This window comes from Nostoc sp. FACHB-133 (assembly GCF_014698055.1).
Classification (GTDB): domain Bacteria; phylum Cyanobacteriota; class Cyanobacteriia; order Cyanobacteriales; family Nostocaceae; genus Nostoc.
Genome location: NZ_JACJSH010000047.1, coordinates 35,468 through 56,106 on the forward strand (window position 1 = coordinate 35,468; position 20,639 = coordinate 56,106).

Sequence of the window (20,639 nt, forward strand, 5' to 3'; positions counted from 1 at the left end):
CTTGCGCCCCTACTAACGCACCGAAAACCTTAATGGTGCGTTACATACTTAAGCTAGATTCAAATCCCCAACTTCTTGAAGAAGTCGGGGATTTGATCAATGAAAACAGACTCGTTAACGGAGCTAAAAGACTCGTTAACGGAGATAAAAGACTCGTTAACGGAGCTAAAAGCCTCGTTGACGGAGCTAAAAGACTCGTTAACGAAGATAAAAGACTCGTTAACGGAGATAAAAGACTCGTTAACGGAGATAAAAGACTCGTTAACGGAGATAAAAGACTCGTTGACGGAGATAAAAGACTCGTTAACGGAGCTAAAAGACTCGTTGACGGAGATAAAAGCCTCGTTAATGGAGTTCAGAGGCTCATTAAGTAGAGAAATAAAAATATTTATAGTTATTGCGATCGCACCCTTCGCAAAGCATATCGTAGAGAAGTAGTTTTAGGGGTTGCGATCGCATTATTTTGCTTTACTGCATTTGTAATGACATTGTGTAATTAATTATATTGCCTACTTATTAGACTAAGATTTGAATCCCAGGCGGGTAATTCAGCCGATGCAAATTACCTAAATTACTGAAACCAACGGGAGACAAAAGCAACCATTCTCCTGAATCAAGGCTGACGATTCCGCCGCAACTCTTCCAGATTTTCACGAATGCTTATTGTATTGGGATGATTTGCCCCCAAGCGTTGTTCAGCAATTTCCAAAGCTTCGATATACAAAGGTTCGGCATCGCTGTACCTTCCCTGTGAATAGTAGAGTTCTGCCAAATTGTTTAGGCTTTGTGCCACATCTGGGTGTTTATCCCCCAGTAGGCGTTTGTCCATCTCCAAAGCTTGGATATACAAAGGTTCGGCATCGCTGTACCTTCCTTGTGAATAGTAGAGTCCTGCCAAATTGTTCAGGCTAGTTGCCACAGAGGGGTGTTCATCCCCCAGCAGGCGTTTTCTCATGGTCAAAGCTTGGATGCACAAAGGTTCAGCATCGCTGTACCTTCTCTGTGAACAGTAGAGTTCTGCCAAATTGTTCAGGCTAGTTGCCACAGAGGGGTGTTCATCCCCCAGCAGGCGTTTTCTCATGGTCAAAGCTTGGATGAACAAAGGTTCAGCATCGCTGTACCTTCTCTGTGAACAGTAGAGTTCTGCCAAATTGTTCAAGTCAATTGCCACATCTGGGTGTTCATCCCCCAGTAGGCGTTTGTCCATCTCCAAAGCTTGGATGTACAAAGGTTCAGCATCGCTGTACCTTCCCTGTGAACGGTAGAGTCCTGCCAAATTGTTCAAGTCAATTGCCACATCTGGGTGTTCATCCCCCAGTAGGCGTTTGTCCATCTCCAAAGCTTGGATGTACAAAGGTTCGGCATCGCTGTACCTTCCCTGTGATTCGTAGAGTCCTGCCAAATTGTTCAGGCTAGTTGCCACAGAGGGGTGTGCATCCCCCAGCAAGCGTTTTTTCATGGACAAAGCTTGGATGCACAAAGGTTCGGCATCGCTGTACTTTCCCTGTAAACGGTAGAGTTCTGCCAAATTGTTCAGGCTAGTTGCCACAGAGGGGTGTTCATCTCCCAACAGGCGTTTTTTCATGGACAAAGCTTGGATGTACAAAGGTTTAGCATTGCTGTACTTTCCCTGTGATTTGTAAAGGAATGCCAAATTGTTCAGGCTAGTTGCCACAGAAAGGTGTTCATCCCCAAAACGTTTTCTAGCAGATGATAAACTTTGTTTGTACCAAGGTAAGGCTTGCTCGTAGGCTCCTTGACCTTGGTAAAATATACCCAAGCCCAAAAAAGGCCAGATTAAATCATCATCGCTTAACCAAGCTTGGTAAACTGTGGCAACTTCTGCAAGGTGAGGGATAGCCAGGGTTGCTTGAGCAATGTCTATAAATGTGGGTGTCTGAGGAATACTTCGCGCTACGGCTACCATTGCTTGACAAAAGCCGCGCTTAAGTTCATCAACTTCAGGTAACTCTTTTAACTTCTGCCGCAATAATTCCCGAATGCGATCATGGGTTTGGTAGGTATCCTCTGCCAATTCTTGCAGCAAATAACGCTCAACTAAAATAGTGCAGTTAGCTTTAAAGTCAAATTCCAAATGGCTAGCACTTGCTGCTGATTCTACCAAAGACCAAGGGATAGGAGCCAAAGCAAACAAACTCAACAGACAAACCAATTTTTGGGCCTCTGGTTCCAAGCTTTGCCAATTCAACTCAAAAGCTGCTGCTACACCAGGCTCACCTGCTGATGCTTGCTTTTGTAGCCGTGCGAGAATGTCTCCTAGCATAATACCCTCCCTGGCTCTCGGCACTGTGCTGCTATTTGGTAAAGTCCAATTGGTACATAATTTACAAATCTGCAAAGACCTTTAGCAAATTCTAATTCCTTCTCAACCCTATCTTTTCCGAGCAGGGTTGTTAATAATTCTAAGGCTCCATCTGCTGACAATTCACCTAGTGGCAGTAATGGATATGTTAACCCTGTGTTTTGACGAGTGGTAATTAACACCTTAAACCGAGAACCTTTAGGTGGTAGATAGGGTTCAATTTGCATCCAGTCTTTGACATCATCAAATACTAATAAAACTTTTCCAGCTTGCCAGTTCCGCCAGCAATAGGTAAGTCGACTAGCTAGGCTTAGTCCATAAGGAATACTAAAATTTGGAAAATTTAAGATCGCAAAATCTACTAGTTGCGTTCTTAGATTATTTCCTTGGGGATTTAACCAACAACACCCGCCAGGATAATCTCCCAAATATTGCTCTGAGTATTGAATAGCTAACTCTGTTTTACCCACGCCGCCTTGCCCAGTCACATCTGTAATAGCCACAACATCATTTGCTTTCAATAGCTGACGCAATTGTTCTATTTCCTCATCCCTGCCAACAAACTTACGAGCTTGACTCTGTGGGATATCATGCGGAATTTCAGACGGATTAAAATGATATTTTTCAATATCTCCATTCCAACTTCGGGAATAAAAATAAGTCGGCAGTTGTTTTTTATCTAAACTGGTAAATCGCTGCTTAACTGCCTCAGTAACTTCCTTCATGTTCGGCGGAAAAGTTCCATTAGCTGTGGCAAAAGCCTCTCTCACAGCTTGAGAAAAGTATCCTGTTTTATTTTCAGAATTTACCTTTGCTGTCTCTCCTTCCCGCGTAGCCAGTAAAACAAATTGTTGACTATCTTTCCTTGGCTGTCCACTAAAAAAAGTTTTCCCAGGTAATTCACCTGATTGGCCTCGTAGCAATAAAGGAAAATTAGCACAGGCATCAACAATACAAATATGATTACGAATCTGAAATTTATCTGAAGCCAAATAAACTAATAAAGAATTCAAATTTAAGTTCTGGTAATTCCGTTCATTCGCATCGGCACAAAACAACCTCCGCTCTCGTTCTGAGGTAATCCAACCATGTCCCGCCCAAAAAATGTAGAGTAAATCTCCCGACTTTGGGGATAAAAAGTTAGTCACAATGTCGGAGATATTTTGCTCTGTTGCTAACTCTACAGTTAACCCACATTCCCCAATTAACTGATGATTTTCTTCCAGCGCTGATAAACATAACCGGATATTCTCTTTCGGTACACCGTGCTGATGCAGCCAATGAGCAAATTTCAGCGCGTCATCGGCTGGCCCCCCTCCAGTTACGTTCCAAGCAGATTCGTGGTACTTTTCAATACCCACAATTAACCCAAATGTCCGCTCAGGTTCAGGCATCAACTGCATGATGACCTAGCCTCTCACGTTATGGGGAATTACGCATAAGCGATCGCCCAACCCCATTAAAAAGCGGTCTTTTAGGGTTCCTCCTACGGTGTAAGCATAAGTCTGAAGTAGTTTACGAATCTGGTTTTTACCCCACCCTAACCCTCCCCTTGTAAAGGGGAGGGAACTGGATTTCCGGCTTCCCCCCTTTCCAAGGGGGGATTGAGGGGGGTAATTCGACTGGGCTTTTAGCGTTCCTCTTACGGTGTAAGCATAAGTCTGAAGTAGTTTACGAATCTGGTTTTTACCCCACCCTAACCCTCCCCTTGTAAAGGGGAGGGAACTAGATTTCCGGCTTCCCCCCTTTCCAAGGGGGGATTGAGGGGGGTAATTCGACTTGTGTGTACACCGTAGCCTTGTATTTGAGAGATTTTGAGTAGGGTTTTCTAAATACCACAAAAAGTAAACCATTATGGCAACCTCGAAATAATCGCCTCCCAGGTTTTGACATTTGTCCAATAAGCACCGTGGGAACGGGGAAATGGTTGTCTGCTATCCACTCGCACATCCTGGATTCTACCAGGGAAAATTCTATTACCCACGTAACTGAGAAAATCCCGTAAATCGTAGATATTTAACCATTGCGGGAAATGCTCTGGTAATAACTGCCCATATTCTAAGCTGTAGAGGGCGTTAATCTCATATAAAAATGGTGCTTGGGAACCAACTGTTACCAATAATTCCACCTGAGACAACTGCTGCTGCACTAGCAAATCTACACAAGCGATACCTCCCAAACTATGGGCAATTAAAACCACTGGCGGTTCTGCTTGTTCGATTTGTTGCTGGATAAACGCCCTGATTTTTTCACCCCGTGTCTGATACAACAAAATATCACCAGGCATAGGCGAAATTTTATCAGTTAACTCAAGGCGGTTTCCTCTGACATAATTTGTTCCGCCGTACTGTGCTAGTTCAACAAATGGCTTTAATAACCAGCCAACTAATCCTAACTCCGCTTCTCCCAAAGCCAGAGTCAGCAATTCCACAACATCATCCCGTAATTGGGCATCAGTGAGTATGGGGGGAAATTTTTCTTGCTGTTCGCTAATAAACATTGCTTGAGCCACAACTGCTCTAGCTATTGGTGCATAATATTCGCTCAAATCAGATTCGGAAACTGTGAGCAATGCCTGATGATACGGTTCACTGTGGATAACCGCCTCTCGTGCTGGCTCAAATACCTCTGCAATTTCCGCCTCTTGCAACTTAGCTTGCAGTTGAGATGTCGGAGTGAGACTGGCTACACGAGATTGTAAAATATCTCCTGGTTCTTCCCCAAAGGGATTTCCTGACTCAATCGGTTTCAAAGACAACAGCCGTAATTCATACAGAGGGTCGCGGTATAATTGCCCCCACAGTACAATATCTGCGTCTTCTTCTCCTTGAGATAAAGCCAGTGTCGCATCTTCCAAGGGTACTGATGCCCGATTATCATTAAACTTTGCACCTAATACACCCCAAAGGCAGGGAGAAACTTTGATATCAGGACGTTGAGCGTGAATCTTTTGCTCAATTATCTGAAAGGTTTCGTTGTATTTTCGTTCCCTAATGCCTGTGCCATGTACAAATATTACGGTGGTCAAGTCGCTTCGCTCCAATTAAAAATTAAAAATTATTAATTAAAAATTACAAGATGCTCTCTACAAGACGCTGCGCGAACATGAGAGAGGTTTCCTCCTGCCCCCTTCATTCACTTGGTTTATTAAATACTTCTAAAATCTGGCGGCAAATTTGTTTGAGCTTATCCTCGATTTCATCAGAAGGCGAAGATGCGCCGACAACATTCCAGTTTTCTACCGTGGAGAGTCGCCACGCCTCACCGCGATGATCGAATCCAGCTACCTCCACGCCGATCGCACGGCGGGAATTATTTATAGGATCTTGATAAAATCGGATTTGAATTAAAATACTACGACTTCGCCAAGATTTGCTGATACCAGGAAAGTGAAAGCCAATATCTATAGAATCTGGATCGACTAACTCCCTGGTTTCTGGGTCATTTTTCCAGGGTTTGAGATCAGATTTGGCATCAGGAAACTCGAATTTGAACAAATTAACTACCGTAGCAATGTTGCTGGCGAGTTCAAGGTTCGTTGCCTGTTCAGCTGCATTCACTAAAAAACACTCCTATAATTGCGTCGGCATCTTCGGGGATCTGAAGATAGAGAAACCGCCAGAAGGCTTATATTATTGGTGTTTCAGCTTATCAAGACCTTTGAGATTTAGCAACTCTAAATCAGACTTCCCTAACAATCGTTGTTACTAACAAATGTGAAAAATAGCTTCTCGTTGGGACTGTATAACACCTCTTAAGTAATTGTACTTAAAAAGTCCTCAAAAGCAGATGAAACTCTGCCCTTTATAAAAAATATTCGGATTGTCTGCAAAATCCTTGGCAGACAAGAACGATGAAAAACTCCACCCACAAGGGGATGGAGTTTTCGGGCATGAGTAATGGGGCATGGCGAAGAAGTTACCAATGCCCAATGCCCCAAGCGACGGGGCGACTATCCCTCTTCATCTATAAGAGGATGGAGTTTCCCGTCGCTTTCGATAAATTGCACTAGCGACGATCTAAAATGACACTGTTAATCGGTAAACAAAAAGCAATTAAGTTCATTGTCATGGCGCGTCAACGCTCGATTTTTTCATTTGTTTTAGTATTATTGGCCACATTCCTCATGAGTTGTGGCGGCCCTGGTGTTGCGGTAGCACCTCCAACTTACACAGCAACGCAACTTGAGAGAATTCAGGCTTATGTTCCTGAAATTCAGGCTGTGCGCGATCGCTCAGATGAGTTGAAAACCCTGATCCAAAAAGGTGATTGGATCAATGTGCGTAACTTTATACATGGGCCCATAACAGAAGCAAGGCTGAACTTGACTTATGTCACTCCTAACCTTCTACCCAAAGACCAAGCCGCAGCACGTCAGATAACGCGAGATTTGTTTAACGACCTGGTTAAACTTGATAAAGCGACTAGTGCTAGCAATCCTCTAGTTGCCTTGAATCAATCCCAAGCTGCTTTCACAGACATTGACAAATTCCTCGATCTGCTTCCTAAAAAAGAAGAGGGTTAATAATTAAAGACGCGATTAATCGTGTCTGTACAAGAGTTAGGAGTTAGAGACGCGAAAAATCTGTGTCTGTACAGGAGTTAGGAATTTTAAATTTTTAACTCCTAACTCCTAACTTCTCACTTCAAGCACAAGTCATGAATGTAGTTATTATCGGTTGTGGTGTAGTTGGGGCTGCGATCGCTTACGAACTGAGTCTAGTAAAAGGGCTGAAAATTACAGTTTGCGATCGCCAACCACCAGCACAAGCTTCTACGGGCGCTGCACTTGGCGTTTTGATGGGCGCAATCAGCCAAAAAATCAAGGGCAAAGCTTGGCAGATGCGGCAAACTAGCATCCAACGCTATGAAACTTTGATTCCAGAACTAGAAGCTTTAACTGGTCGCAAAATCCCTTTTAACCGCCAGGGAATTCTCAGTCTTGGTTTAGAAGAGGAGAATTTAGCAGCATGGGAAAAACTTGTAGAAATTCGCCACTCTCAAGGCTGGCATTTAGAAATATGGGATACGGCTAAACTCCAGAATATCTGTCCTCAAGTGGATTGCGAAAAGATTACTGGGGCTGTCTATTCTCCCCAAGATCGTCAACTCGATCCAACTGCCCTCACATTAGCTTTAGTTGAGGCCGCCCAGCAAAACGGTGTAACTTTCAAATTTGGCGTGACTGTTTTGGATGCTCAAACCTCATCATCTGAGTCTTCCCCCCAATTTTGCATTGAACTTGAGACTACAGAAGGAAAAATAGCAGCAGATTGGTTTGTAGTCGCAGCAGGGCTAGGTTCAACACCACTGACGGCAAAATTGAATCAGATAATTGATATCCGCCCTGTGCTAGGTCAAGCGTTGCAAATGCGTGTAGGGCATCCATTAGGCAATCCAGACTTCCAGCCAGCAATAACGGGTAATGATGTGCATATTGTACCTGTAGGCAGCGGAGATTATTGGATAGGCGCAACAGTAGAATTTCCCAGCAATGGCGATGATATACCGCCAAACCAAGAACTGCTGGAATCTGTTCGAGAACAAGCGATCGCATTTTGTCCAGAATTAGCCACAGCAAAAATTATCCGCACTTGGTCAGGTTTACGTCCCCGTCCTGAAGGTCGTCCAGCCCCAGTTATTGGTAAATTGCCAGGATTTAGTAACATCCTCCTAGCCACCGGACACTATCGCAACGGCGTTTTACTAGCACCCGCTACAGCTTATGCAATTCGTGAGATGATTATTTCTCAGGGAATGGGGACTAGGGACTGGGGACTAGGGACTGGGACTAAGGACTGAATTCTTCTTATCAATACCCAGTACCCAACCCCCAGTACCCAGTCCCCAATCCCCAATATAGGAAAACAACGTGTCAATAACAGAACATAAAATCAATGTAGATTCACTGGAATGGTTTTATCGAGAATCTTTACCAATCGGCAGAACTGACTTAGCGCCTGTGTTGTTGTTACACGGCTTGGTTTCACAAAGTTATAGTTGGCGTAATATTATACCTGCTCTAGCGAATCAAGGTACAAGAGCGATCGCACCAGATTGGATTGGTTACGGCTTTTCTGCAAAACCAGAAAAACGAGATTTTGCTTATACTCCCGATGCTTTTATCACAGCTTTAGAAGGATTTGTCAAAGCTTTAGAACTTGAACATTTTTCTTTAGTTGTCCAAGGTTTTTTAGGTTCTGTAGGATTGCAATATGCTTTGCGTCATCCAGAACAAATTGCCAACTTAGCTATTTTAAATACACCAATATCAACTGCTGCCAAATTACCCTGGAAAATTAAACAAATGGGTTTACCTTTGGTAGGTGAAGTAATGACTCAAGACCCTTTATTAGTTGACCGAACTCTAGAAGGTGGTAGCCGTTATCGCATAGGAGATAAGGAATTAGATATTTATCGAAAACCATTTTTGAAAAGTTCTTCATCTGGGCGGAGTCTGTTATCAAGTATTCGCAATTTACAGCTTGATTCAGCAATGACCGAAATTGAATCTGGTTTTAAAGAATGGCAACAGCCAATTCTGATTCAATGGGGAGTAATTGACCCTTGGTTATCTGTAGACGTTGCCCAAAAATTTACAGATTTAGCACCAAATACCGAATTAATAAAACTTAATAACGTTGGACATTATCCTCAAGAACATTACCACGAGGTGATTTTGGAAGACCTTTTACCCTTTGTGCGTCGTAAAGATGCTCATTGACAATATACCTTTGGCAAAAATCGATATTATAAAAATGAATGTCAGAATTCAGGAGTCAGAATCAATTAGTAGAGGGTGCAAAATCATCACTGTAGTCCACTAAATGGAAGATTAAGTGGCAGTATTCAAACGTTATTTCTTGTGAGAAATCATCCTTGAACGGGTGGAATATTCTGAATTCAGAATTCTGGCTCCTGACTACTTTTTATTACCATTACAAGTAAAGGAGATTATGATTCATGGCTTATTCTTGGTTTAAAGCATTTCATATTGTCGGATTTGTAGTTTGGTTCGCCGGTTTGTTCTACCTAGTACGACTTTTTATCTATCACGTTGAAGCGAATCTTGAACCTGAGCCAGCGCAAACGATATTGAAAAATCAATATCAAATTATGGAAAAGCGTCTCTACTATATCATCACGAATCCAGGAATGTATGTGACGATCGCAATGGCCATCGGTTTATTAACCACTGAACCGGACGTTTTAAAAGAGGGCTGGTTACATATAAAACTGCTGTTTGTTGCTATTTTAATTGGTTATCATCATTACTGCGCTCGGCTGATGAAGAAGTTAGCAGTAGGCGAATGTGGCTGGAGTGGTCAGCAATTACGCGCTTTAAATGAAGCACCTACGGTTATGTTAGTAGCGATCGTTTTGCTGGCTGTATTTAAGAATAATCTCCCTACAGATATCGCTGCCTGGGCTATTTTTGCCATGATTATTTTGATGGCAGTCACTATTCAACTTTACGCCAAAAAACGCAGACAAGATAAAGAGAAGCTGACAGCACAGATAGGGCAACCACAAGAACAAAGTTAGACAAATTGGGGTAGCACATCACATCTGTGCTATCCTGCCTTATCCTGGAAACGTTTTCAGTAAATCATCGCCAGGAATCACGGTAGTGTAAAAAGTATATTTGCGATTAGCGACATAACGGCGGTCTTGTTTAACAATCGCCATAAACTCTCTATGTCCCTCACGAGTCCGTCCCACTAAACAACCCGCGCTCGCAAGACGAATATCATTCTGGGGAAAATCAAAGCCGTAGTGTTGATTCACATAAAAATTATCACCTGTATCAAGTTTATCGCCAGTCCGTTTAAAATCTTGGTTGAAATCTCTACAAACAGTGATATCTCCAACTTGCACTAATGCTTCGTGAGGTTCTGCTGTGCCGTGAGTGCCAACAGCCCAAGCTTTATATTGTCCAAATTGAATCCTAGCGGCTCCTTTGGGATTCATCGGGTTATAAGTGTAATACTTTCCTGGTTCTGTAGTTGCTTCCCAGTGATCTACGATTTTGGGAATACCATTTACTACTTCAATCACAATCCGGCGATCGTTAAATTGATTGGGTGTATCACTGTTGAGAGTCCAGTCTCCATTCATACCCTCTATATAAACAATGTTGTATTCTTTGGGATTGGTAAATACCTGATAACCTTTGGCTGTCATATATTTCACAATCTTACTAGCGATGTCATTGCCTAGTTTTAAAGGGGGTTTGGGAAGATCGTCTATTTTGGTTTCAATCAGTTTTTTGGCTGTGACTGCTCCTATAAAGCCACTCTCTTCAGTCTTTGTTAATTCTTGAAATTTTTTGAGAGCTATCACAGAAACAGGGCCAAATTTACCATCGGCTGGAGGTTCCAGCAAACCTAAGCCGATTAACAGTATCTGAATTTGACGAGCCAAGTCTGCGTCATCTGCGATCGCATCAAATGACCATTTCTCATCTTTTCCCAAGAAATCTTGTAGTTTCATTATGCACCTGTTTTCATTTACTCACTTCTAAGTATAAACATCATTTTAAAAATTGATGTTGTCTGAAACAATACTCCAGTCTGAAGCAAAATGTCACAATTTTTACTATTAATTTATGATTGGGTACGCAAAAATTCACAGAGATGATACTCAAGAAAAAACTATTTATTGGGAATATATATGAAATTTCTTCCGTAATTTTTAGAAGATATACATAAAAATGATGAGTATAAAGTTGTACTGGAAGATGTGAAAAATATTCTCTGGCTGCTAGATCGCACATTGCTTCAATGCAATACTTCATACAGGCTACATTATTAATTAGCTCAATTTCTCTGCTGCGCGTCTAAGCAGCAACTCGTCGTCAGGCATCGCCTCTGTAAAACCCGAAATGACTAACGAAGAACTGCTGCAAATTATTGAACAAGCTGTCAGAGACAAGGTGACAGAATTAGACCTTTCTGACAAAGGCTTAACAACGCTGCCAGTAGAGATTGGTCAACTCTCCAACCTCAGTGAGCTTAATCTCCACTCGAATCAACTGACGACATTGCCAGCAGAGATTGGTCAACTTATCAAACTCAGGAAACTTTACCTCGGCAACAATGAACTAACAACGCTGCCAGCAGAGATTGGTCAACTCTCCAACCTCAGTATGCTTTATCTCTTCTCAAATCAACTGACAACGTTGCCAGCAGAAATTGGTCAACTCTCTAACCTCAGTGAGCTTTACCTCGACTTGAATCAACTGACAACGCTGCCAGCAGAGATTGGTCAACTCACTAACCTCAGTGGGCTTTACTTCGACTTGAATCAACTGACGACGCTGCCAGCAGAGATTGGTCAACTCATAAACCTCCGTGAGCTTTACCTCCGCAACAATCAACTGACAACGCTGCCAGCAGAGATTGGTCAACTCACTAACCTCATTGGGCTTGCTCTCAGCAACAATCAACTAACGACACTGCCAGCGGAGATTGGTCAACTTACTAACCTCAGGGGGTTTGGTTTTCACAACAATCAACTGACAATACTGCCAGCGGAGATTGGTCAACTTACTAACCTCAGTATGCTTGGCCTCAGCAACAATCAACTAATGACACTGCCAGCAGAGATTGGTCAACTCACTAACCTCAGTGGGCTTGGCCTCAGCAACAATCAACTAATGACACTGCCAGCAGAGATTGGTCAACTCATAAACCTCCGTGAGCTTGACCTCAACAACAATCCACTGACAACGCTGCCAGCAGAGATTGGTCAACTTACTAAATTAGAAGAACTCAAGCTTAGTAATAGTAGGCTAGAAACTTTACCTGTAGAAACATGGAAACTTACCAACTTGACTGTACTTGACCTACGTGATGGACGAATAAAAATGCTGCCTGATGGGATTGAGCAGCTTTTTGAACTGAGCAGGTTAAACCTTCGCAACAATCTCTTGGACACACTACCTAAAGAAATCTGGCAACTCACCAAGCTCAAAAGATTAGACCTAAGAGGTAACAAACTTCCTATTCCACCTGAAATTTTAGGAGCAGCGGATCTTCGGAGAAATCCTGGTGAGCCATCTATGATTCTCAACTATTTTTTCCAACTTCAGAAAGAAGAGAAAAAACCTCTCAATGAAGCCAAAATGCTACTAGTTGGTCAAGGTAGTGTTGGTAAAACCTCTCTTGTTAAACGGCTAATCGATAATTACTACAATCCCCACGAACGCAAGACTGAAGGCATCAATATCAGAAACTGGCAGATTCCTGTCAACAATCAGTTAATCCGGCTCAACGTGTGGGACTTTGGGGGACAAGAAATCATGCACGCCACCCACCAGTTCTTTCTTACTAAACGCAGTCTTTATCTGCTAGTACTTGATTCTCGCGTAGATGAACTGCAAAACAAACTAGAATACTGGCTCAAGATTATTCAGAGTTTTAGCAACGATTCCCCTATTTTGATTGTTGGCAATAAGATTGACCAACATCCCCTCGACATCGATCAGCGCGGTCTGTGCCAGAAATACCCCGCTATTAAAGGCATCATGTCTATATCCTGTCAGACTGGGGAAGGTTTAGAGCAATTGCAGTCAGCTATTACTAACCAAATTGCCAACTTAGATCACATCCATGACCCATTACCTCAAAGCTGGTTTCAGGTAAAAACCCGCTTGGAACAGATGGAACAGGACTACATTCCCTATAGTGAATATGAAAGCCTATCCCAGGAGGAGCAGGTCAGTGATCCATTAAGCCAAACTACCCTGATTGAACTTTTGCATCAACTTGGTATTGTTCTAAATTTCCGGGATGATCCGCGTTTGGCAGAAATGGGAGTTTTAAATCCAGAATGGGTCACGAATGGAGTTTACAAGATCCTCAATGACAATCGGTTGATGACTGAATTTCGGGGGATTCTGGATCGCACTCAACTTAACCGGATTTTAGATAAATCCCGCTATCCTGGCAATAAGCCACTATTCATCATCGATATGATGCGGAAGTTTGAACTCTGCTTTCCGCTAGAAGATGGCAACAGCGATCGCTTTCTCATCCCCGATTTGTTGCCTAAAGAAGAACCCGCTACAGGCGATTGGGAAAGTGGTTTGGCATTCCAGTATCATTACAGCGTCCTCCCCAACAGTATCATCTCCCGCTTTATTGTACGGATGCACCATAATAGCGATCGCCAGACTTGGTGGCGTAGCGGCATTGTTCTCAAACATCTTGATAATAGGGCACTTGTCAAAAGCGATCAGGAAGACCGCAAAATCTTCATCACCATTAGCGGCTCAACCTCTACTCGACGAGAATTGCTAGCAATGATCCGTTCTCAGTTTTATGCCATCCATCAAACTATTAAAGGGTTGCTACCAGAAGAGAAAGTACCGATTCCGGGACACCCGAATATTGTTGTGGACTACAAAAACCTGCTCGTTTATGAAGAGAAGAACTTACCTATCATTCCCCCAGGTTTGATAGAACCGTTGAATGCTCGACAACTGCTTGATGGCATCGAACTCAAAGAAAAACGACAGGAACGACAGCGTGAACAGGATCAAGAAGAAAATTGCATAATAACTCGTCCATTTACACCAGAATTCGAGAAGGAAATTTTTCTTTCTTATGCTTGGGGTGGAGAAAGTGAGCAATTTGTCAATCAACTGGATGAGACTTTGCAGGCAAAAGGAATCAAAATCATCCGCGATAAACGCGATTTGGGCTACAAAGGACTAATTAAAGCCTTTATGGAACGGATTGGACGCGGTAAATGTGCGATCGCAGTTATTAGTGACAAGTATTTAAAATCTCCCAATTGCATGTTTGAGCTAGTGCAAATTGCTAAAAATGGAGAGTTTTATAATCGAATTTTCCCGATTGTGTTAGCAGATGCCCAAATTTATAAACCTGTTGCAAGACTTAAATATATTAAGCATTGGGAAGACGAAATTAAAGAATTAGACGAAGGTATGAGAGAAGTTAGTGCAGCTAATTTGCAGGGATTTCGTGAAGAAATTGACCAATACACCGAGATTCGCAACACGATCGCAGAACTGACTAACCTGCTAAAAGATATGAACACGCTCACCCCTGATATTCATAGCGAATCAGACTTTGAGATATTGCTGAATGCGATCGCACAGCGTTTAGATGAGTAAAAATAACCTATTGCTTGGGTTTAGAGATTAAGCAATGTCTCCGACTGGCTAGACCTACGCCCTTTTGACTCGATAATTTTTGTTCTGAAATACAACCTTTAAGTTCAGAAGCAGAATGATGAGGGTTAAAGGTGCAACTTTGAGGGTTAAAGGCGCAACTTCGAGGATAAAAGGTGCAACTTCGAGGGTTAAAGGTCAAGCGATCGCTCTTTTAACTCGACAACTTATGTTCAAAGGTGCAACTTTCGAGTTCAGAGGTGGAATGATGAAGCTTTGAGGTGAAGCGATTGGATCTACGACTTAGAAGACAGTTCAAACGCCATCTACGAACGATAAAAGCAGACATCAAATTCCAAGAAAAAATTCATGCGTCCTAAAAGTAACGGCACATTATCCGTGAGACTCCAAGCAAACACCAATCGCACTGGTTCAAAACTGGCTATTTGAGCAGATACAACTAACCCTTTTGCCTCAACTGGTGCTAGGTTTCCAGCCAGTTGCACTGAGGTTGTTAGTTCTTCCCAAACTACCCCTAACTGAATACCTATACTGTAAGGTAAAACATTAATACTAGCTCCAGTATCCAATAAACCTGAAACGTTAACGACAGAATTTTTGTAGCTTAACGTCATAGGTAATATTGGCACTGCATCGATATCCCCGAACACATCACGACTTTCAACGAAGGGAAATCTTTGTGAATTAAGCATCGTTTACCTGTCTGTCTTCTTCTAACAGTGCGGCTAGTTTATTAGCAGCTTCATGAGAATTATAGGGAGACCACACATGATAAGTGACTCCTGGCTGTAACGACAATGCTTCTTCTTCAGTCGCCAGTTCTTGAACTAAAAACTGCATGACCTTGAGTTTATCTGCACGAGATAGGTTGTGCAAGGTTGGAAACAAATCTGCTACGCTCATATCAAGTTGAAGATAACGACTAAATACTTTTTATATTTTTACAAATACTATAAGGTGGTTAGAAAGTTTGTGGCGTTGGCGTAAAAAAGATTTTACTACGCAAAACCTGTCCCTCTCCGCATCGGAGAAGGACAGACTTTAATAAAAGTTCAAGACAGGGAGAGGTTGATAACTAATTACTTGATTTGCGGATGAGCATCTTGTCCATCACAACAAACTAAGGTTAGGTGTAGCTGTAGTTTTAGCCTGATAAGCCTTTTTGACACCAACCCAGTTACTAGCAATTGGCATTCGCCAACCGGTTCCAAAGGCGCGATCGGTGATTTTTAAACCTGGGGGTGCTTGTCGCCGTTTAAATTCAGCCCGCGCCACCATTTGGATTACTCTATCTACAATCACCGGATCGTGACCGGCTGCAACAATCTGTACTGCTGATTGGTGGTTGTGAACCAGGCGTTGCAAAATATCGTCCAAAATTTCGTAAGGCGGTAGAGAGTCTTGATCCACTTGGCCTGGTTTGAGTTCGGCGCTGGGTGCTTTAGTCAAGACGTTTTGCGGGATGATTTCATTATGGCGATTTAACCAATGACAAAGTGAATACACGCGAGTTTTAGGTACATCTGCAATTACCGCTAACCCGCCATTCATATCGCCGTAGAGAGTACAGTAACCAACTGCCATTTCTGACTTGTTACCGGTAGATAAAAGCAGATAGCCAAATTTATTAGCGATCGCCATTAATAAATTACCGCGAATCCGAGATTGGATATTCTCCTCAGCTATTCCAAACTCAGTACCCGCAAACAAATCACCTAATGTTTGATCGAAGCCTTGCATTAACTCGCCAATTGGTAAAAGATTAGTCTTAATCCCCAAATTTTCGGCTAATGCCAAAGCATCACTGATGGAATGCTCCGAACTGTAAGGGGAAGGCATGAGAACACCCAAGACATTTTCTTTACCAAGTGCAGCTGTTGCGATCGCAGCTACTATTGCCGAGTCAATCCCACCACTTAAACCCAACACTACTTTAGAAAAGCGACACTTCCGAGCATAATCTCGCACTCCTAAAACCAAAGCTTGCCAAATTTCTTCATCTTCTGATTCATAGACAGGTGCTACAGAACCCAATAGTAAATCGCTTTGTACCTCATCAAATTCAACTACCATTAAATCGGTATCAAAGCCACAGGCGCGAGACATAATTTCACCTTGACGATTTAAGGCAAAACTCCGCCCATCAAAAATTAGATCGTCATTTCCGCCAACCTGGTTAGCATAAATAATCGGTTGTTGAAAACGCACTGCACTATGACTGAGCATTGTTTCTCGAAACTGTTGCTTGCCGACAGTGTAGGGCGAAGCAGACAAATTGACAATCAAATCTACACCCAGAATTGCTAAGTCAGCAATTGGATTTACTGCGTAACTCCGTTTGCCCCAAAATTCCTCATCGTTCCATAAATCTTCGCAAATAGTTACACCAATATCGATATTATCTAAAGTAAAATAATTAGCTTGCAAACCTGGTTCAAAATAGCGACGTTCATCAAATACATCATAAGTAGGCAAAAGTCGCTTGTGAAAAACTTGCTGTACTTTGCCATTCTCTAACAAAGCCATGCTGTTAAATAAGGTTTTACCGCCACTAATATGTGCATTGGGGTTCGGTTCAACAGTTCCTACCAACACAGCTAAATTTGGTGGTAAATCCTCAGCCAAGTTTTGTAAAGTAATGCCCATCGCTTCCACAAAACTAGGATTTAGTAATAAATCTCGTGGTGGATAGCCACATAAAGAAAGTTCTGGTGTCAACAACAAACGCGCACCGCTAGATGCTGCGCGTTGTGCCGCCTCTAGGATTTTTTGGGCATTTAAAAGCAAATCACCAATAGTAGGATTAATTTGAGCGATCGCAATTTTCATATTATTTGTCATTAGTCATTGGTCATTAGTCATTTGTCAAGGGTCAAAATAGGTTACTTAGGACTTTTGACTCTGAAAAGTGATTGGTTAAATAAACACCAAAGGTTTATCTTTTAAGGGAGCAAAAGCTTCCGCGTCAAACTTATACAAACTAGCCGGACGACCAGCACCCCGTGATACCTTAATTCCGGTATCGCATAAAAAACCTAACTTGAGTAGACGCGCCCGAAAATTAGAATAATCGGAAAAGTTATCACCTAAAACTGTGGCGTATAACTGATATAAATCATTCAAGGTGAACATTTCTGGTAAGACTTCAAAAGCCACCGGGCTATACTCTAATTTATTTCGCAATCGCCTGTGTCCATAAGCCAGAATTTCATTATGGTCAAAAGCTAATTGCGGCACTTGTTTTACTGGATACCAAGCTATGCCAGTCATGCGATCGGCAATCAATTCGGCTTCTTCAAATCGCACTAGGGCAAAGTAACTAACTGATAGATAACGCACACCATAACTATCAGTTGCTTCCCGTGGATCGCGATTCGGCCCGCCAAATGTATACAGTTGTTCTAAATACAGATTGTTGACCTTAATTTTCTCCGCCATAATGCGATAAGCGGCATCTTCTAAAGACTCTCCGGGACGCACTAAAGTACCGGGAAGACTCCAATGATTTAAAAATGGTTCTTGCTGTCGCATTACTAGTAGAACTAACAGCCGATTTTGTACAGTATCTACAGAAAAAATTACATTATCAACACCAACCTTGAAATCGGCCAAAGGTTGTTGGTTTAACGGAGTTGGTATCTTTTTTGGTGAACGTCCTGGCATTCGTACAAATGCTCTCGATTAATATAGGCAACTACAGGGGCTGTGAGGGCTTGAGAATCTCCATGTTCGCGGTACGCTGTTGAGGAAACATCTAGACCGGTCAGACTTGCGATCGCAATTTTCCCTCCCAGCTTTTGTACTACCTCTGAACTAGACTCATCTATTACATATCCGGGTCGCGGTACAATAAGCAGTTGCACTTGCTGTAACAAATCTTCAATGCGATACCAACGTGGTAGCTGACTCAGTAAATCTGAACCAATAATCAACGTCAATTCAGCGTCTTCACCCCAAGTAAGCTTGGCTTTTTCTACTGTTTCCAGTGTTCTGAAGCTACTTAATTCTTGTTCCAAAGCAATATTGTGCCTTGGCGCGTCTATATCCGCAATTAACAGTCGCAACATTGCCGCCCGATGTTCTAAGGGTGTTTGATGAGACTTAAACGGATTATCCGCCGCCCAAACCGCTACCCAATCATAACGCTCAGACAACCAACTCAGAATTTTTTGATGTCCCGCAGTTGGTGGATCAGCACTAGTACCAAACAAAGCAACTCTCATAGTAATTCGTAATTCGTAATTCGTAATTCGTAGTTCGTAATTAAGACATACTGAAAGAGTAATTTTACCTCTGTGTTCTCTGTGCCTCTGCGGTTCGTTTCTTAGTCTCTTCAGTCAACACCCGTAACGCCTCAGAAATCTCCACTTCTACACCCACAGGATGATCCAAACGCCGTGTTTGTTGTGGCAAACTGGCAACTGAGGCTGCGGTACGTTGACGAATTGTTGCTAAAGACTCTAACGGTTGCACCCGTTGACCCTCTTGCACTACCAATTGCAATAGAGGTTCTTCATCCAAAGGAATTTCACCTAAGAGTCCCAACCTGTCTGCTTTTACCTTACCTCCTGTAAACGAACGAAAAATCTGCTTGCGCCCTGGATAAGTAACTTTACCACTTGACTGCTTCATCACTGGGATACCATCAATGTCTACAAGTTTATAGACTCCATTTACAGGCGAACCTGTAACTAATCTGGTTCCCAATCCGTAACCATCAATTTCAGCCCCAGCAGCTTTTAATCTGGCAATTTCCCACTCATCCAAGTCGCCACTGGCAAAAATTGGCACATTGGGAAGGAGCGATCGCACCTGCTTTGATAAGGTAACTAAATCTCCTGAGTCCAATCTCACTCCTGTTAATTGCATTTCCCCGGAATTTACTTTTTCGGCCAAGCGCTGGGCAGCAGCAACGGTATCGTAAGTATCAATCAGCAACGGCGCACCCGGAAAATATCGATGAAATGCACTAAAAGCTTGTTCTTCAGTGCCTTCTATTGCTGACAATGCCATCACCAGGGCGTGCGCCATCGTACCACTTGGCTGTTGTCCCAGTTGTAGCGCTGCTAACACATTTGAGGTGGAATCTAACCCACCTGCCAACGCCGCCCGCGCCGCCCACAAAGACCCTTGGGGGCTAAATGCTCGTCTTGTGCCAAATTCTAAAAGTGTTGCTGATTCTCCCGCTACATCCCTTAACCGTGCTGCTTTTGTGGCAATCAAAGTCTGGTAATTAATCGTATTCAGCAAATAAGTTTCTACTAATTGCGCTTGCCAAAGTGGTGCTTCTACTCGTAAAAGTGGTTGATTTGCAAATACAGCCGTCCCTTCTGGTACTGCCCAAACATCACCAGTAAATTTCCCCTCAGCTAAAAGTGACCAAAAGCGATCGCCTGCATGAGCGAAAATTCCCGTTGCTTGTAATGCCGCAATTTGCGCGGCACTAAAGCGGATTTTGGCTAAATATTCCAATGCCTGCGTCAGCCCCATTGCAATTAAATAACCAAAACCCTCTGGCAATCGTCTGACAGACAACTCAAAGCTGGCCCGTCGTTGTTCGATCCCTTCGCCTGTGTAACAAGCTGCCATCGTCAATTGGTAAAGATCGGTCAGCAAGCTGTAGTCATCAGCCGAGAGGTTTAGTTCCTGGTTCTGCTGGCTTTGCTGTTTATATACATAGTCCAAATCTGGCAAAGTTGTCATGCAAGAGATTCCTTACAAGCTGCTTCTTTTATTTATGGTAATATTTACCATAAATAATGTCAACTACCGTTCAGGATATTTCATGAGATTGCTATGTAACAGTAGATTTATAGGTAAATTTATACTAGCTTTATAAAATAATTAATATTTTTTAATAGTAAAAGCTATCAATAATGCTAATTTTACAATCCGCTAACGAAAGAAAATAATATCCTGCCAAGGCAAGTTTGTTTGCCAGCCTCTTTTCCAGGGAGGATTTGGAGAAATAGATAAGTTTCAATTAGAATCAAAGAGAAACGTTTAACTTTTTGACTAACTAAAGTATTGCGAAGTTATCTGAATAAACATTGCATAAGTAGGACAGGGTGAAAAAACCAAATTGTGTAAAGATAAGTAAATACACATAATGTATCTACCACGGTAACAGGTATATGGGCAGCCGTTTAAGGGTAT

The 20,639-nt window shown here is 42.5% G+C and carries 18 protein-coding genes; 7 read left to right on the forward strand and 11 right to left on the reverse strand.

Going from position 1 to position 20,639, the window contains the following annotated elements:
• Positions 1-32: 32 nt before the first annotated feature.
• Complete coding sequence (locus tag H6G86_RS27985) at positions 33-374, forward strand: hypothetical protein (RefSeq protein WP_190937045.1); 342 nt, start codon at positions 33-35, stop codon at positions 372-374.
• A gap of 239 nt (positions 375-613) precedes the next feature.
• Here the strand turns inward: H6G86_RS27985 and H6G86_RS27990 are convergent, their stop codons facing one another.
• The 4 genes from H6G86_RS27990 to H6G86_RS28005 all read right to left on the reverse strand — a co-directional run bounded on the left by H6G86_RS27990 (position 614) and on the right by H6G86_RS28005 (position 5,883).
• Positions 614-2,284 (reverse strand): tetratricopeptide repeat protein, encoded by a 1,671-nt coding sequence (locus H6G86_RS27990; RefSeq protein WP_190937046.1) that lies wholly within the window; start codon positions 2,282-2,284, stop codon positions 614-616.
• Positions 2,278-3,726: an NB-ARC domain-containing protein gene (locus H6G86_RS27995; RefSeq protein WP_190937047.1), complete on the reverse strand. Its 1,449-nt coding sequence runs from the start codon at positions 3,724-3,726 to the stop codon at positions 2,278-2,280. The genes H6G86_RS27990 and H6G86_RS27995 overlap by 7 nt, the downstream gene beginning before the upstream one ends.
• 449 nt (positions 3,727-4,175) lie before the next feature.
• A complete protein-coding gene (locus H6G86_RS28000; protein ID WP_190937048.1) occupies positions 4,176-5,351 on the reverse strand; it encodes an RBBP9/YdeN family alpha/beta hydrolase in 1,176 nt (391 codons plus the stop codon).
• 103 nt (positions 5,352-5,454) lie between these two features.
• Complete coding sequence (locus H6G86_RS28005; RefSeq protein WP_163933300.1) at positions 5,455-5,883, reverse strand: Tery_1686 family protein; 429 nt, start codon at positions 5,881-5,883, stop codon at positions 5,455-5,457.
• A 509-nt stretch (positions 5,884-6,392) separates the two neighbouring features.
• Between H6G86_RS28005 and psbQ the strand changes: the two genes are divergently transcribed.
• The 4 genes from psbQ (at position 6,393) to hemJ (ending at position 9,868) form a co-directional block, all read left to right on the forward strand.
• Positions 6,393-6,848, forward strand: coding sequence for a photosystem II protein PsbQ (psbQ, locus tag H6G86_RS28010; protein WP_190937060.1), 456 nt, complete (start codon positions 6,393-6,395; stop codon positions 6,846-6,848).
• A gap of 134 nt (positions 6,849-6,982) precedes the next feature.
• A complete protein-coding gene (locus H6G86_RS28015; protein ID WP_190937049.1) occupies positions 6,983-8,125 on the forward strand; it encodes an NAD(P)/FAD-dependent oxidoreductase in 1,143 nt (380 codons plus the stop codon).
• Between the two features lie 70 nt (positions 8,126-8,195).
• Positions 8,196-9,047 (forward strand): alpha/beta fold hydrolase, encoded by an 852-nt coding sequence (locus tag H6G86_RS28020; RefSeq protein ID WP_190937050.1) that lies wholly within the window; start codon positions 8,196-8,198, stop codon positions 9,045-9,047.
• 239 nt (positions 9,048-9,286) lie between these two features.
• The gene (gene hemJ, locus H6G86_RS28025) at positions 9,287-9,868 is read left to right on the forward strand and encodes a protoporphyrinogen oxidase HemJ (RefSeq protein WP_174708275.1); all 582 of its coding nucleotides are present in this window, start codon (positions 9,287-9,289) and stop codon (positions 9,866-9,868) included.
• A 39-nt stretch (positions 9,869-9,907) separates the two neighbouring features.
• Here hemJ and H6G86_RS28030 read toward each other — a convergent pair whose 3' ends face one another.
• Positions 9,908-10,816, reverse strand: coding sequence for a peptidoglycan-binding protein (locus tag H6G86_RS28030; RefSeq protein WP_190937051.1), 909 nt, complete (start codon positions 10,814-10,816; stop codon positions 9,908-9,910).
• A 391-nt stretch (positions 10,817-11,207) separates the two neighbouring features.
• Here H6G86_RS28030 and H6G86_RS28035 point away from each other — a divergent pair, with 391 nt between their 5' ends.
• Positions 11,208-14,465 carry a leucine-rich repeat domain-containing protein gene (locus H6G86_RS28035; protein ID WP_190937052.1) on the forward strand — a complete coding sequence of 1,086 codons (3,258 nt, stop codon included), beginning with the start codon at positions 11,208-11,210 and terminating at the stop codon, positions 14,463-14,465.
• Positions 14,466-14,580: 115 nt separating this feature from the next.
• Positions 14,581-14,742 (forward strand): hypothetical protein, encoded by a 162-nt coding sequence (locus H6G86_RS28040; RefSeq protein ID WP_190937053.1) that lies wholly within the window; start codon positions 14,581-14,583, stop codon positions 14,740-14,742.
• A 46-nt stretch (positions 14,743-14,788) separates the two neighbouring features.
• Here the strand turns inward: H6G86_RS28040 and H6G86_RS28045 are convergent, their stop codons facing one another.
• The 6 genes from H6G86_RS28045 to H6G86_RS28070 all read right to left on the reverse strand — a co-directional run bounded on the left by H6G86_RS28045 (position 14,789) and on the right by H6G86_RS28070 (position 20,186).
• A complete protein-coding gene (locus tag H6G86_RS28045; RefSeq protein WP_190937054.1) occupies positions 14,789-15,175 on the reverse strand; it encodes a pepsin/retropepsin-like aspartic protease family protein in 387 nt (128 codons plus the stop codon).
• Positions 15,168-15,386 (reverse strand): hypothetical protein, encoded by a 219-nt coding sequence (locus H6G86_RS28050; protein ID WP_114085327.1) that lies wholly within the window; start codon positions 15,384-15,386, stop codon positions 15,168-15,170. Before H6G86_RS28050 ends, H6G86_RS28045 begins: the two co-directional genes overlap by 8 nt.
• A 207-nt stretch (positions 15,387-15,593) precedes the next feature.
• Positions 15,594-17,312 carry an NAD+ synthase gene (locus tag H6G86_RS28055; RefSeq protein ID WP_190937061.1) on the reverse strand — a complete coding sequence of 573 codons (1,719 nt, stop codon included), beginning with the start codon at positions 17,310-17,312 and terminating at the stop codon, positions 15,594-15,596.
• An 87-nt stretch (positions 17,313-17,399) separates the two neighbouring features.
• Complete coding sequence (locus H6G86_RS28060) at positions 17,400-18,146, reverse strand: NUDIX hydrolase (protein ID WP_163929288.1); 747 nt, start codon at positions 18,144-18,146, stop codon at positions 17,400-17,402.
• Positions 18,107-18,706, reverse strand: a complete 600-nt coding sequence (locus tag H6G86_RS28065; RefSeq protein WP_190937055.1) for a nicotinate-nucleotide adenylyltransferase — start codon at positions 18,704-18,706, stop codon at positions 18,107-18,109. The genes H6G86_RS28060 and H6G86_RS28065 overlap by 40 nt, the downstream gene beginning before the upstream one ends.
• A 64-nt stretch (positions 18,707-18,770) precedes the next feature.
• The gene (locus tag H6G86_RS28070; protein ID WP_190937056.1) at positions 18,771-20,186 is read right to left on the reverse strand and encodes a nicotinate phosphoribosyltransferase; all 1,416 of its coding nucleotides are present in this window, start codon (positions 20,184-20,186) and stop codon (positions 18,771-18,773) included.
• Positions 20,187-20,639 lie beyond the last annotated feature (453 nt).

Excerpts from the sequence above, each read along its gene's own strand:
- H6G86_RS27985 (WP_190937045.1), top strand. The coding sequence starts at position 33 with ATGGTGCGTTACATACTTAAGCTAGATTCAAATCCCCAACTTCTTGAA.
- H6G86_RS27990 (WP_190937046.1), bottom strand. The coding sequence starts at position 2,284 with ATGCTAGGAGACATTCTCGCACGGCTACAAAAGCAAGCATCAGCAGGT.
- H6G86_RS27995 (WP_190937047.1), bottom strand. The coding sequence starts at position 3,726 with ATGCAGTTGATGCCTGAACCTGAGCGGACATTTGGGTTAATTGTGGGT.
- psbQ (WP_190937060.1), top strand. The coding sequence starts at position 6,393 with ATGGCGCGTCAACGCTCGATTTTTTCATTTGTTTTAGTATTATTGGCC.
- H6G86_RS28015 (WP_190937049.1), top strand. The coding sequence starts at position 6,983 with ATGAATGTAGTTATTATCGGTTGTGGTGTAGTTGGGGCTGCGATCGCT.
- hemJ (WP_174708275.1), top strand. The coding sequence starts at position 9,287 with ATGGCTTATTCTTGGTTTAAAGCATTTCATATTGTCGGATTTGTAGTT.
- H6G86_RS28030 (WP_190937051.1), bottom strand. The coding sequence starts at position 10,816 with ATGAAACTACAAGATTTCTTGGGAAAAGATGAGAAATGGTCATTTGAT.
- H6G86_RS28035 (WP_190937052.1), top strand. The coding sequence starts at position 11,208 with ATGACTAACGAAGAACTGCTGCAAATTATTGAACAAGCTGTCAGAGAC.
- H6G86_RS28040 (WP_190937053.1), top strand. The coding sequence starts at position 14,581 with ATGATGAGGGTTAAAGGTGCAACTTTGAGGGTTAAAGGCGCAACTTCG.
- H6G86_RS28045 (WP_190937054.1), bottom strand. The coding sequence starts at position 15,175 with ATGCTTAATTCACAAAGATTTCCCTTCGTTGAAAGTCGTGATGTGTTC.
- H6G86_RS28050 (WP_114085327.1), bottom strand. The coding sequence starts at position 15,386 with ATGAGCGTAGCAGATTTGTTTCCAACCTTGCACAACCTATCTCGTGCA.
- H6G86_RS28055 (WP_190937061.1), bottom strand. The coding sequence starts at position 17,312 with ATGAAAATTGCGATCGCTCAAATTAATCCTACTATTGGTGATTTGCTT.
- H6G86_RS28060 (WP_163929288.1), bottom strand. The coding sequence starts at position 18,146 with ATGCCAGGACGTTCACCAAAAAAGATACCAACTCCGTTAAACCAACAA.
- H6G86_RS28065 (WP_190937055.1), bottom strand. The coding sequence starts at position 18,706 with ATGAGAGTTGCTTTGTTTGGTACTAGTGCTGATCCACCAACTGCGGGA.
- H6G86_RS28070 (WP_190937056.1), bottom strand. The coding sequence starts at position 20,186 with ATGACAACTTTGCCAGATTTGGACTATGTATATAAACAGCAAAGCCAG.